Source organism: Paenibacillus popilliae ATCC 14706 (assembly GCF_000315235.1).
GTDB lineage: Bacteria > Bacillota > Bacilli > Paenibacillales > Paenibacillaceae > Paenibacillus_B > Paenibacillus_B popilliae.
Genome location: NZ_BALG01000185.1, coordinates 16,531 through 29,575, shown reverse-complemented (window position 1 = coordinate 29,575; position 13,045 = coordinate 16,531). Strand labels below are relative to the sequence as shown.

Genomic DNA, 13,045 nt, shown 5'->3' with positions numbered 1-13,045 from the left:
AGAACGATGTAAGATACTACCGCTGTTACATTTGCATGCGCATAATATCTTGATACGCTTCGATGACCTTATTGCGTATTTGTGTCGTCAGTTGTAGGCTGAGCAGCGCACGTTCGGAGGCAATTTGTAGCTGATCGACATCAACTTCACCCAATATAAACTTGTCGCCCATCTCATGGACTTGTTTCTCTTGTGCATCAACTTGCTGAATGGCATTCGTAAGAAAATGACTGAATGCCTTGGTCACTTCAGCCGGTGTGTCGGCTTTCGTTGCTGGAGATATCGCCGTCGGCAATGTCGCCGGCGATGTCATGCTTAATGGAATCATCGTATTTTGTATCATTTGTTTTCCCCCTGTGGCAATAAACAGCTCTTGTTAGCAAGCAGGCTTGGTCTAGCTTTTGCCAATCTCCAATGCCTTCATAATCATGGATTTGGACGCATTCAGCGCCGTTACGTTCGCTTCATAAGAGCGGGTGGCAGAGATCATATCAACCATTTCCTTCATCATGTCGACATTCGGCATGTACACATTGCCTTGCTCATCCGCGTCAGGATGAGACGGATTGTAGACGATTTTATACGGTGTTGACGTATCTTCCTTAATTTGGGCCACCTTGACCCCCCCAGCATTGTGCGAGCCTTGCATTGCTTCCTGCAAGGACTGCTGGAAGGAAGACTCCGTCGGTGACATGACGACAACCTTGCGCGTATACGGAACGAACTTCCCGTCGACGTATTGCGCACGCGTCGATTCCATATTCGCAATATTCGAGGAGATGACGTCCATTCTCAGGCGCTGGGCCGTAAGTCCGGACGAACTGATATTGAAGCTGTTAGAAATATTCATGCGTTACCTCCTTACATCCATACCGGTTCGTAACATGTTGATGTTATGATTCAACTGTTGAATAAGCGTATAATATTTCAATTGATTTTCGGCTTGGAGCGCCATTTCCCGGTCAATGTCGACATTGTTGAGATTGTTTCCCATCACCGTGTTCTCATCCTGCACGACTTGCGGAGCCGGCACTCCGTTCGAAGGTCCGATATAGAAATGCCGCGAATCAGTGCGGTGACCGACAAGAGTCCCGCCTGTCATCTGATCACGAAGCAGCGATTCGAACTGCACTTCGGAGCGTTTATAGTACGGCGTATCGACATTCGCCACGTTCGCGTTGATCGCATTCTGTCGAGCCGTGGAAGCTTGCATCGCGCCCTCCAGTCGTTGCATATGTACGCCGCTCAACAAGTTCACAATCATCCCTCCTGGTTTAGTTAAAAATTAAAAATTAAAAAATCACATATAAATACATATTCTATTTAATACATATTCTATGCTTGCGACATTTCTCCTTCTTTTTCGACAAAAAAATAAGTTATTTTGCATAAATGTGTCGAACTATGGATATTAATTTCCATAAATCCGATAAATATAACTCATTATTCAACAAAAATGTTGTGTAATCATCATTTTTTGACAGAAGAAGATTATTAACAACATACCTATCATCTTAAAAATTGGGTTATAAGACAATAAGAAAAAAGCCCTATCTTTATATTAAAAGTTAGGGCTTTTTTATGAATACTTTGTCGATCCTCTTTTTCTTTTTGGATACAGATCCAAAAAAGGAGATCCACATGAATTTTATAGGATATATTGACTCAGGTCCCGGTTTTGCGCGATATCGGACAATTTCTCCCGCACATACTCAGGCGTAATCCGGAATTGATCGAGCGTTAGATCTGGCGCTTCGAACGACAGATCCTCCAGCAGCTTCTCCATAATGGTTTGTAGGCGCCGGGCTCCGATATTTTCGGTGTTTTGATTGACATCGGCCGCAGTGCGTGCAATTTCCCGTATCGCTTCATCGGTGAACTCAATTTGGATATTTTCCGTCTTCAACAATTCGACATACTGCTTCGTAATCGCATTTTTCGGTTCCGTTAGGATCGAGACAAAGTCGCTCAGCGACAAGCTGGTTAATTCGACACGAATCGGGAAACGTCCCTGCAGCTCGGGAATGAGATCGGACGGCTTTGCGATATGGAACGCTCCAGCAGCAATGAAGAGCACGTAGTCCGTCTTCACGGGCCCATACTTCGTTATAATGGTGGAACCCTCTACGATCGGCAAAATATCGCGCTGAACGCCCTCGCGGGACACATCAGGCCCCGATCCGCGCCCGCTGGAGGCAATCTTGTCAATCTCATCGATAAAAATGATGCCCGACTGCTCGGCACGGTGAATCGATTCCTGAATGACGTCATCCATGTCGATGAGCTTCGCTGCCTCTTCCTGCGTCAACACTTTCCTTGCTTCCTTTATCGTGAGCTTGCGCTTCTTCATCCGCTTCGGAATGAGGCTGCCGAACATTTCCTGCATGTTCATGCCTATCTGCTCATTGCCCGGGCCGGACAGGAAATCGAGCATGTTCGGTGCCGCGTCTTCGACGTCGATCTCGATCGTCTCGTTCTCCAGATTGCCTGACAGCAGGTCGAAACGCACCTTTCTCTGCTTTTCCTGCAATACGGGCTCCGGCTCCGGCTCCGCCTGCTGCGCGTGGGATTGGTTTTGGCCGAACAACATTTCGAACGGATTGCGCTGCGATTTGTTTTCCTTGGAGCTTGGGGCCAATATTTCTACGATTCGCTCATTCGCCATCTCTTCCGCTTTATCTTTGACTTGCTCGGTCCGCTCCAGCTTAACCATGCGAATCGCCGTTTCCACTAGATCGCGGACCATCGATTCGACATCACGTCCGACATAACCCACTTCCGTGAATTTGGTCGCTTCCACCTTCACGAACGGAGCATTGACGAGCTTCGCCAGACGGCGGGCAATCTCGGTCTTCCCTACGCCCGTCGGTCCGATCATAAGAATGTTTTTAGGGACGATCTCATCCTGGATCGACTCATCCAGCAGGCTGCGCCGGTAGCGGTTACGAAGCGCGACAGCGACGGCCCGTTTGGCCATTTTCTGTCCGACGATATACTTATCCAGTTCCGTGACAATCTGCCGCGGTGTCCATGCTTGTTGATTCATCTTATCCCTCCATCCGTATCTTGCGTTGCTCCCTTGTTCCCTTACAGCTCTTCAACAACTAGATTATCATTCGTAAATACGCAGATTTCGGCAGCAATATGCAGGGCGGCTTCAGCCATTTCACGGGCGCTGAGATGCGTCGAATGCCGCTTGAGGGCACGGGCCGCTGCTAGCGCGAACGATCCGCCGGAACCGATGGCGATCACTTCGTCATCCGGCTCAATGATTTCTCCGCCGCCCGAAATAAGAAGCACATGCTGCGCGTCCATCACAATCATCAGCGCCTCCAGCTTGCGAAGCACCTTATCCTGACGCCAATCCTTCGCCAATTCGACAGCCGCCCGCTGCAGGTTGCCATGATGCTCCTCCAGCTTGCCTTCGAATTTCTCGAACAGCGTAATCGCATCGGCGACCGATCCGGCGAATCCCGCCAGCACCTGGCCGCGGTACAGACGCCGCACCTTGCGTGCATGCTGCTTCATAATCATGTTGTTCCCAAAGGTGACTTGACCGTCTCCTGCAATAGCAGCCTGCCCGTTATGTCTTACGGCGCAGATGGTCGTGGCATGAAATTGATATTCCACTGAAGCTCAACCTCCTGTCTTCTATTCATCGGCTAGTTCTTTACAATCCTAAATGAAAAGGAAACGGCACCGTTCCGTGACGAGCCGCTTCCTTTCCGCTGCACAAGCTGTTATGTGTTGAACAGACCCGCTTCGTCCCGGTACGCTTGCAAGGAATGGATTGCACGATGGGCCAGCGCTTCGTTCTTCTCTTTTTTGTTGCGGATCCGCTGCCCAAGCGGTGGGAAGAGGCCAAAATTGGCATTCATCGGCTGGAAATGCTTGAAATCGGCCGTTGTAATATAGCGCGCCATGCTTCCAAGTGCCGTATCCTCCGGAAACCGGACCGGTTCGATCCCTTTGGCGTAACGGGCCGCATTCAAGCCGGCCAGCAGACCGGAAGCGGCCGATTCGACATAGCCCTCCACTCCGGTCATCTGCCCTGCAAAGAAAAGCGACGGGCGGCCCTTGAATTGATAGGTCGCTTCCAGCAGCTTCGGCGAATTGATGAAGGTGTTGCGATGCATGACGCCGTAACGGACAAATTCCGCTTTCTCCAGGCCCGGAATCATCCGGAACACCCGCTTCTGCTCGCCCCATTTGAGATGGGTCTGGAAGCCGACCATATTATAGAGCGTGCCCGCGGCGTTGTCCTGACGGAGCTGGATGACCGCATAAGGCGTCTCGCCTGTGCGCGGATCCATTAACCCGACGGGCTTCATCGGCCCGAACAGCGCCGTCTGCTTCCCGCGGCGCATCATGACCTCGATCGGCATGCAGCCTTCGAAATAAATCTCCTCCTCGAACTCCTTCAATTCCGCCGTCTCGGCCGTAACAAGCGCCTCGTAGAACGCATTGAACTCTTCCTCGTTCATCGGGCAGTTCAAATACGCCGCTTCTCCCTTGTCATAGCGGGAAGCCAGGAACACCTTGCTCATGTCAATGGAATCCTTCTCCACGATCGGCGCGGCCGCATCGTAAAAATAAAAATATTCCTCATTCATCAGCGCCTTTATCTGGCCGGACAATGCTGGCGATGTCAATGGTCCGGTAGCAATGACGGTAATTCCGTCCTCCGGAATCTCCGTGACTTCCTCATTGCGGACATCGACGAGCGGATGCTCGTTCAGCATCCGCGTAATCTCCCCGGAAAATCCGTCCCGATCAACGGCCAGCGCGCCTCCGGCCGGAACCGCATGCCGATCCGCCGCCTGCATAATTAGCGAATTCATGAGCCGCATTTCTTCCTTAAGTACGCCTACCGCATTGCTTATTCCGTTCGCGCGCAAGGAGTTGCTGCATACCAGCTCCGCGAACTGGCCCGTATGGTGGGCCGGCGTCTGCTTCACCGGCCGCATCTCATAGAGCGACACCGCAACTCCCTGCTGCGCAGCCTGCCATGCCGCCTCGCTGCCGGCTAAGCCCGCACCGATAACGGTTACACTCGGCTTATTCATGGTTTGATGTCCCCCTCGGTTGCCTGCACCTGTTAACGTATCCCTTTATTTGATCGTATGCTTGCCCACGGTTAATCATCCTCGTTGTCCTGCATCATTTCATGATGATCGCACTGCGTGCACTGCAGCTTCGTTCCTTGCTTGCTTCGCTTCTCGACCATTAAGCTTCCGCAAGCCGGACATGGCTTGACCGATGGCCGGTCCCACATCACATAGTCGCAGTCCGGATAACGATCACAGCCATAGAAGATGCGTCCCTTCTTGCTGCGGCGCTCCACCAGCTTGCCTTCCTTGCATTTCGGACAGGCGACGCCCGTATCCTTCACAATCGGACGCGTGTTGCGGCAATCCGGAAATCCGGAGCAGGCCAGGAATTTACCGAAGCGGCCCATCTTGTACACAAAATGACGTTCGCACTTTTCGCATATTTCATCGGACACTTCGTCCTCGATTTCGACTTCCTTCATTTCTTCCTCGGCAACCTGAAGCCGCTTCTCGAACGATTCATAGAAATCGTTGAGCACCTCCACCCAGTCCTGCTGCCCCTCTTCCACATGGTCGAGGTCTTCCTCCATATGCGCCGTGAATTCAACATCCAGAATCTCGGGGAAAAACTCCTCCATCTGCTGGATGACCAATTCGCCCAGCTCGGTCGGAACGAATTTCTTATCCTCCATGGCTACGTAGCCGCGCTTCTGGATCGTCTCTAGCGTCGGCGCATACGTGCTTGGTCTCCCGATGCCAAGCTCCTCCAGCGTTTTCACCAGTCTCGCTTCGGTATACCGCGGTGGCGGCTGGGTGAAATGCTGCTTCGGTTCGATCGCTTCCTGCTTCAGCTTGTCGCCCGTCTGGAGTAGTGGGAGTAATTTCTCATCCTCGACCACACCGTCGTCATTCCCTTCGACATAGACCTTCATGAACCCAGGAAAGCGCACTTTGGAGCCGTTGGCGCGGAACGCAACGTCTCCGGCCTGCAGATCGACCGTCATCGTATCCATGACGGCGGACGTCATCTGGCTCGCCACGAACCGTTCCCATACGAGCTTGTAGAGGCGATGCTGATCACGGTTGAGGAACGGCTTCATCTGATCTGGACTGCGCAACACAGACGTGGGGCGAATCGCCTCGTGCGCATCCTGTGCATTCGCGGCCTTTTTGACATACTGCCGCGGCGTCTCCGGCACATATTCCGCTCCGAACTGGGAGCCAATATATTCCTTGGCTTCCTCCTGAGCCGTCGGCGATATCCGCGTCGAGTCTGTTCGCATATAGGTAATAAGACCTACCGTACCTTCCTTGCCCAGATCCACCCCTTCATACAGTTGCTGCGCAACGGACATCGTCTTGGCCGCACGGAAGTTCAGCTTCCTCGCCGCCTCCTGCTGCAGCGAGCTCGTCGTAAAGGGAGCGGACGGATGGCGAAGCCGCTCCTTCTCCTTCACTTCGGAGACGACAAAAGCTTGCTTGTGCAACGCTGCCAGCACTTCATTCACTTCGGCCTCGTTCACCAGCTCCTTCTTGACGTTATTCATGCCGTAGAACCTGGCTTCGAACTTGGATTTGCCCGCTTCAAGCCGGGCGGTTATCGTCCAATATTCTTCAGGGATAAAGGCGTTGATCTCATTCTCCCGATCGATAATCAGCTTCACAGATACCGACTGAACCCGTCCCGCAGACAGCCCTTTCTTCACCTTCTTCCACAAAAGAGGGCTGATCTTGTAACCGACCAGACGGTCAAGAATGCGCCGCGCCTGCTGAGCATGAACAAGGTCCATATTGATTTGACGCGGTGTTTTGAAAGCATCCTTTACGGCCTGCTTCGTTATCTCATTGAATACGACACGACAGGTTTCCGACTCATCCAATTCGAGCGCATGCGCCAAATGCCAAGCGATCGCTTCTCCTTCGCGATCGGGGTCGGCCGCGAGATACACTTTTTTCACTTTCTTTCTCGCATCTTTTAATTCTTTAAGCACGCTGCCCTTGCCGCGAATCGTGATGTACTTCGGGGCGAAATTTTGCTCTATTTCAACGCCAATCTGGCTCTTGGGCAAATCACGCACATGCCCCATAGACGCTTTGACGATATATTTGCTGCCTAAATATTTCCCGATCGTCTTCGCCTTCGCAGGCGACTCGACAATGACTAATGAATCCGCCATGGGCGCACACTCTCCTCTCCAAACTCCTCTTTATATCCATATCGAATGGTATACGGCCCCCTGGGCCTCCCGAACTCTCTGTTTTAACTGTAAGGATAACAAAATTCGATGCAGTTCCGCAAATGGGAGGCCGCTCGCAAGGAGCAGTTCCTCAAATGAACTGCCTTCCAAGCGAATCAGTTCGCATATCCGGCGCTCTTCTTCGGTGAGCGGTTCGCTCTCAGCGAGGCCGACCGTTCCATTATTGTACGGCAAACGGACTGTTGTCAACCGCGCCTTCAATTCTTCCATTATATCTTCGGCATGCGCAATCGGTCTGGCCCCATTCCTCATGAGAAATAGCGGGCCCGCCGATTTGGGCGACGTAACGGGTCCCGGCACAACAAAAACCTCTCTGAACGTTTCCGTCGCAAAATCCGCAGTGATTAGCGCGCCGCTGCCCATGGCGGCCTCCACGACGACTGTGCCGAGCGTCAGACCGGCAATAATGCGGTTGCGCCGGGGGAATAAGCCGGGATGTGACGGGGTGCCAAGCGGATATTCGGTGATGACGATACCGGAAGCGGCGATCCGTCTCGCCAGATTGGCGTTCTCATGCGGATAAATCCGATCGAAGGCCGTGCCCATCACCGCGGCGGTCCGCCCCTGGATGAGAGCGCCTTCATGACTGCAAGCATCAATGCCTCTGGCCAGTCCGCTGACGACAAGGAACCCGGCGCACCCCAACTGCTCAGCCAATTGAAGGGCGACCTTCTTGCCATAGATGGTAGGATTACGCGTTCCTACAATGGCGATCGCATCAGAGGACAGAGCGGTCCAATCCCCCTTCCCGTACAATATCCAAGGCGGCTGCGGAATCTCTTGCAGCAGCGGAGCATAGCCTTCATCCCAGCGGGTAATCCATTCAATTCCGGTCTTCAAAGTCAGTTCCAGCCTCTCTTCCAGCCTGTCTGCCCGAAAGCCTGCCGCAAGCTTCCTCGCCATCGAGGGCTTCATTCCCAATTGTGCCCAATCCGATGCCGGACGGTTCAGCCAATCTGCTAGTCCACCGAACCCGACCCGCTCCCCTAATGTGCGAATCGTATGCCAGCCGATGCCGATGATTTCATTTAACGCAAACACGAGCTCCCGTTCCGTCCAATTTCCCATTTCAGCAATTCTCCTTCACTTTACGGGAAGCGTATCTACTTCCCTTATTTTGCTTGAGATAAGATCAGAATGCAAGCATGAACTACGCTCTCTTTACAATAACCGGGTGGAAAGAAAGGATGAAGTCATTCACTCGTAACCAAATCGGGCCGCGACTCGTGTGTCTAGCATTAGCGGTTTGTTCAGTCGCACGGTTCGTGTGTTCGTGTAGAAACAACTTCAGACTTACAGGATGATTGGATGCGTCGGATCATCTCCGGACCCATCAAGCCGGGAGAAGTCCTCCGTGGATATAAAAAAGCAACCTTCCTGCGCTCGAAATCATTCGAGCTGGCAGAAAGGTTGCTTACCTATCGCTTCATTATATATTGATAAATGTAACTGTGATTAAGCTTGTGTCTGCGGTTGTGTCGTGCATTGCTCAAGCAGGCCGCGTTCTTCCAGCACGGATACGAGCGTGCTGCCCATTTCCGCCGGCGTCGGCGCTACCTTGATGCCGCAGGCTTCCAGCTTGGCTGTCTTCTCGGTAGCCGTGCCCTTACCTCCGGAAATAATCGCACCGGCGTGCCCCATCCGCTTGCCCGGAGGCGCAGTAGCTCCTCCGATGAAGCCGACGACCGGCTTCTTCATATTGGCCTGGATCCATGCGGCGGCTTCTTCCTCCGCCGTACCGCCGATCTCGCCAATCATGATCACGGCATACGTATCTGGGTCTTCATTGAACATTTGAAGCACTTCGATAAATTCCGAGCCTTTGACCGGGTCTCCGCCGATGCCGACGGCTGTCGACTGGCCGATACCGCGTGTCGTCAATTGATGAACGGCTTCGTACGTCAATGTTCCGCTCCGGGAGACGACCCCGACATGCCCTGGTGTGTGGATATATCCCGGCATGATGCCGATCTTGCATTCGCCCGGCGTAATGACGCCCGGACAGTTCGGACCGACGAGGTGGGTGCGCTTGCCCTCCATATAGCGTTTCACCTTTACCATATCGAGTACCGGAATACCTTCCGTGATACAGATAACCAGATCAAGATCCGCATCGACCGCTTCCATAATGGAATCAGCCGCGTACGCCGGCGGCACGTAAATGACGCTGACCGTGGCGCCGGTCTCGCGCTTCGCTTCGATGACCGAATTGAAGATCGGAAGAGAGACCGTTTGCCCGTTGTCAAGCTCGATGTCGATCTTCGTTCCACCCTTGCCTGGCGTTACGCCACCCACCATATTCGTGCCATATTCCAAGGCTCCCTTCGTATGGAACATTCCGGTCGAGCCCGTAATCCCTTGCGTAATCACCTTCGTGGCTTTATGAATTAAGATGCTCATCGCTTATTCATCTCCTCGTCGACCAAAATTATTGAACCAAAGCGACAATTTTCTGCGCCCCATCCGCCATCGAATCCGCCGCGACAATGTTCAATCCCGACTCGTTCAGGATTCGCTTGCCGAGTTCGACGTTCGTTCCTTCCAGACGGACGACAAGCGGACGATCCAGTTCAGTTTGCTTCACAGCTTCCACGACACCGTTCGCAATGACGTCGCAGCGCATAATGCCGCCGAAGATGTTGACGAAGATTCCTTTTACCTGATCATCCGATAAGATGATCTTGAATGCTTCCGCTACCTTCTCTGTCGTGGCTCCGCCGCCCACATCAAGAAAATTGGCCGGTTCGCCCCCGTAATATTTGATAATATCCATCGTTGCCATCGCAAGTCCAGCGCCGTTCACCATGCAGCCGATATTGCCGTCCAGCGCGATGTAGCTCAAGTCGAACTTGGACGCTTGAATTTCCTTCTCGTCCTCTTCGTCGAGATCGCGCAGCTCTTGAATGTCCTTGTGGCGGAACAGCGCGTTGGAGTCGAAGTTCAGCTTCGCGTCAAGCGCCATCACTTGACCGTCGCCGGTCACGACCAGCGGATTGATCTCCGCGATGGAGCAATCCTTGTCAACGAACGCACGATAGAGAGCGAGTATAAATTTGACCGCTTTGTTAACCAGTTCTGCCGGGATGTTGATCGCATAAGCGAGGCGGCGCGCCTGGAACACTTGCAGTCCGACAGCAGGGTCGATGACTTCCTTGAAAATTTTCTCCGGAGTCTTCACTGCCACTTCCTCAATCTCGGTACCGCCTTCCTCCGAAGCCATCATCACAACGCGGCCGGTTGCGCGATCTACAACGACGCCGACATAATATTCTTTCTTGATGCTACAGCCTTGCTCGATGAGCAAGCGCTTGATTTCCTTACCTTCCGGGCCTGTCTGAGGCGTTACCAACACACTGCCGAGCAGTTCCGACGCATATGCGCGCACCTCGTCCAGATTTTTCGCAATCTTGACGCCGCCCGCCTTGCCTCGCCCGCCTGCATGAATCTGAGCTTTCACCACGACAACGGACGTTCCGAGCTCCTTCGCCGCTTCAACGGCTTCATCAACCGTAAAGGCAACCTTGCCGTTCGGGACCGCAGCGCCGTATTGCTTCATTACTTCCTTGCCTTGGTACTCATGAATATTCATTGTGCATCCCCCTACCCTATCGTTAGCCTCTGAGGCCGTATAGCGACCCGTAGCCATTGGAGCCGGCAGCATGATAGAACGTATCAGCTTGCAGACAGAATCTGACTTGATCCGTCTCCTGGCGCGGCCGTGAATGCGGAACCGCTTCCACCACTTCGAAAACACGTTCTTCCGCGGAAAATATATACAATCCTCCAAGTATTGTAGCATGTTTTTCAAACGCTTTCCTCTCTTATTCGATCTGAACGTGCATTTTTTTGATATCATTATCATCTATTCATGAGATGAATCTCTTATCCATTGACGGAGGAGCTGCCATACTCCTATAATATTGATATATTTAGGGATGATAAGGAAGAACCTTTCCCCTGCATCCGGCCTACGCGGCCACGATGAAGGAAGGAGAGGTTTTTTTATGTATGGAAAAATGTGGGGCGCATCGATATGCGGCGTCGACGGCCGGCTTATCCAGGTCGAAATCGATATCTCGCCAGGCTTGCCGAACGTATATCTCGTCGGTCTGCCCGATGCGGCAGTGCGCGAATCGGTCGAGCGGGTGCGAGCGGCCGTCCGCAACAGCGGCTGGAAGTTCCCGCTTGCGCGAATCACGGTCAATCTCGCGCCGGCCGACGTGCGCAAGGAAGGAACATCCTTCGATATGGCGATCGCGGCGGGGCTGCTGTGCACAAGCGGGCAATTGCCCGCTGAACCGCTGTGCGACATGCTGCTGGTCGGAGAGCTTGCGCTGGACGGTTCGACCCGGCCGGTTCCCGGCATATTGCCTCTGGCCGATGAAGCGCGCAAGCAAGGATTCAAGCGGCTGCTCGTCCCCTCCGACAATGCGGAGGAAGCCGCTCTCGTAGAGGGGCTGGACATTTATCCGCTGCGCCATCTGCATGAGTTGCTTCGGCTGGAGGACATCGCCCCTTGGTCTGGCGGCGCTGATTCGGGGCCGCCGCGCCAGGGCCAGGGAGAGGGAGAGGGCGTACTATCGAATCAGGCGGAGGATTATGCCGATGTGTATGGACAACTCCATGTGAAACGCGCCCTTGTCGTGGCTGCGGCCGGCATGCACAATATTTTGCTGACGGGGCCGCCGGGTACCGGGAAGACAATGCTCATCCGCCGCCTTCCGACAATCCTGCCGCCGCTTAGCGACGACGAGGCATTGGAGGTATCGAAGCTGTACAGCGTATCCGGCAAATGGGACCGGACGGGTGGCGGGCTGATGCGGGATCGCCCCTTCCGGGCGCCACATCACACCATCTCCTCCCCCGGCCTGATCGGCGGCGGCTCGATTCCGAAGCCAGGAGAAGTCAGTCTGGCTCATCACGGCGTGCTCTTCCTTGACGAGCTCCCTGAATTCTCCCGTCAGGCCTTGGAGGTGTTGCGACAGCCGTTGGAGGAGCGGCAGGTGACGATCGGACGGGCGCGGGCGGTGTACCGCTTCCCTGCCCATTTCATGCTGGCCGCCTCCATGAACCCGTGTCCTTGTGGGTACAGCTCGTACTCTGGGGGAGACTGCCGCTGCACTCCGGCCCGGCTAGCGCAATATCGCGGCAAATTGTCCGGGCCGCTGCTCGACCGCATCGATATGCAGGTCGAGGTGCCCCGCTCCCCGGTTACGGAATGGAAAGGGCCGTCTCTGTCTTCAACGGAGATGCAGTCTTTGGTGCTTCAGGCCCACCGGCGTCAAGCCCTGCGCTACACAGGCTTGAAGCTGCGCTTCAACAGCGAGCTCTCCGGCTCGCTGCTGCGCCGGCACTGCGTGATATCGCCGGAGGCGGAGCATCTGCTGCAGCAGGCGTATGCTCAGTTGGGTCTAAGTCTGCGGGCGCATGATCGGCTCTTGAAGCTTGCGCGGACGATTGCCGATCTGGAGGAACAGGTTTCGATCGATGCCGCCCATGTCGCGGAAGCGATTCAATACCGCACGCTCGATCGGCGCAAAGAGGCGTGACTGCTGGCGCAACTTCCCCCTGCTCCTCTACACTCTGCGAGGGGATACTGCCTTTCAACTGCCTTTCAACTGCCTTTCAACACATTAGCCAGAGAAATCAATAGAGTAGACTGGCAGGGTCTATCCGCTCTATATGGCTTATTTAGCCAGGAACTATATGCCTTCACGGTAAATGAGAAATCGCCGC

The 13,045-nt window shown here is 53.9% G+C and carries 11 protein-coding genes; 1 reads left to right on the top strand and 10 read right to left on the bottom strand.

Features of this window, described 5'->3' with window-relative positions:
- Nucleotides 1–25: 25 nt before the first annotated feature.
- The 10 genes from fliE to sucC form a co-directional block, all read right to left on the bottom strand.
- Nucleotides 26–343 (bottom strand): flagellar hook-basal body complex protein FliE, encoded by a 318-nt coding sequence (gene fliE / locus PPOP_RS12075; RefSeq protein ID WP_006286696.1) that lies wholly within the window; start codon nt 341–343, stop codon nt 26–28.
- A 51-nt stretch (nt 344–394) separates the two neighbouring features.
- Complete coding sequence (flgC, locus tag PPOP_RS12070) at nt 395–850, bottom strand: flagellar basal body rod protein FlgC (protein WP_006286695.1); 456 nt, start codon at nt 848–850, stop codon at nt 395–397.
- A gap of 3 nt (nt 851–853) precedes the next feature.
- Nucleotides 854–1,258, bottom strand: coding sequence for a flagellar basal body rod protein FlgB (gene flgB / locus PPOP_RS12065; protein WP_006286694.1), 405 nt, complete (start codon nt 1,256–1,258; stop codon nt 854–856).
- Between the two features lie 390 nt (nt 1,259–1,648).
- Nucleotides 1,649–3,046, bottom strand: a complete 1,398-nt coding sequence (gene hslU / locus PPOP_RS12060) for an ATP-dependent protease ATPase subunit HslU (protein WP_006286692.1) — start codon at nt 3,044–3,046, stop codon at nt 1,649–1,651.
- Nucleotides 3,047–3,087: 41 nt separating this feature from the next.
- Nucleotides 3,088–3,630 (bottom strand): ATP-dependent protease subunit HslV, encoded by a 543-nt coding sequence (gene hslV, locus PPOP_RS12055; protein WP_006286690.1) that lies wholly within the window; start codon nt 3,628–3,630, stop codon nt 3,088–3,090.
- A gap of 110 nt (nt 3,631–3,740) precedes the next feature.
- On the bottom strand, nt 3,741–5,066 hold the full coding sequence (gene trmFO, locus PPOP_RS12050; protein WP_006286688.1) for an FADH(2)-oxidizing methylenetetrahydrofolate--tRNA-(uracil(54)-C(5))-methyltransferase TrmFO: 1,326 nt from the start codon (nt 5,064–5,066) through the stop codon (nt 3,741–3,743).
- A gap of 71 nt (nt 5,067–5,137) precedes the next feature.
- Complete coding sequence (gene topA, locus PPOP_RS12045) at nt 5,138–7,228, bottom strand: type I DNA topoisomerase (RefSeq protein WP_006286687.1); 2,091 nt, start codon at nt 7,226–7,228, stop codon at nt 5,138–5,140.
- 30 nt (nt 7,229–7,258) lie between these two features.
- Nucleotides 7,259–8,377 (bottom strand): DNA-processing protein DprA, encoded by a 1,119-nt coding sequence (gene dprA / locus PPOP_RS12040; RefSeq protein WP_006286686.1) that lies wholly within the window; start codon nt 8,375–8,377, stop codon nt 7,259–7,261.
- Between the two features lie 387 nt (nt 8,378–8,764).
- On the bottom strand, nt 8,765–9,709 hold the full coding sequence (sucD, locus tag PPOP_RS12035) for a succinate--CoA ligase subunit alpha (RefSeq protein WP_006286685.1): 945 nt from the start codon (nt 9,707–9,709) through the stop codon (nt 8,765–8,767).
- A 28-nt stretch (nt 9,710–9,737) separates the two neighbouring features.
- Entirely contained in the window at nt 9,738–10,898 is a 1,161-nt protein-coding gene (gene sucC, locus PPOP_RS12030) for an ADP-forming succinate--CoA ligase subunit beta (RefSeq protein WP_006286684.1), read from the bottom strand.
- 415 nt (nt 10,899–11,313) lie between these two features.
- On the opposite strand from sucC, the gene PPOP_RS12025 reads away from it, so the two are divergent.
- Nucleotides 11,314–12,858 carry a YifB family Mg chelatase-like AAA ATPase gene (locus PPOP_RS12025; RefSeq protein ID WP_006286683.1) on the top strand — a complete coding sequence of 515 codons (1,545 nt, stop codon included), beginning with the start codon at nt 11,314–11,316 and terminating at the stop codon, nt 12,856–12,858.
- The last annotated feature ends 187 nt before the right edge of the window (nt 12,859–13,045 follow it).

Excerpts from the sequence above, each read along its gene's own strand:
- fliE (WP_006286696.1), bottom strand. The coding sequence starts at position 343 with ATGATACAAAATACGATGATTCCATTAAGCATGACATCGCCGGCGACA.
- flgC (WP_006286695.1), bottom strand. The coding sequence starts at position 850 with ATGAATATTTCTAACAGCTTCAATATCAGTTCGTCCGGACTTACGGCC.
- hslU (WP_006286692.1), bottom strand. The coding sequence starts at position 3,046 with ATGAATCAACAAGCATGGACACCGCGGCAGATTGTCACGGAACTGGAT.
- trmFO (WP_006286688.1), bottom strand. The coding sequence starts at position 5,066 with ATGAATAAGCCGAGTGTAACCGTTATCGGTGCGGGCTTAGCCGGCAGC.
- topA (WP_006286687.1), bottom strand. The coding sequence starts at position 7,228 with ATGGCGGATTCATTAGTCATTGTCGAGTCGCCTGCGAAGGCGAAGACG.
- dprA (WP_006286686.1), bottom strand. The coding sequence starts at position 8,377 with ATGGGAAATTGGACGGAACGGGAGCTCGTGTTTGCGTTAAATGAAATC.
- sucD (WP_006286685.1), bottom strand. The coding sequence starts at position 9,709 with ATGAGCATCTTAATTCATAAAGCCACGAAGGTGATTACGCAAGGGATT.
- sucC (WP_006286684.1), bottom strand. The coding sequence starts at position 10,898 with ATGAATATTCATGAGTACCAAGGCAAGGAAGTAATGAAGCAATACGGC.
- PPOP_RS12025 (WP_006286683.1), top strand. The coding sequence starts at position 11,314 with ATGTATGGAAAAATGTGGGGCGCATCGATATGCGGCGTCGACGGCCGG.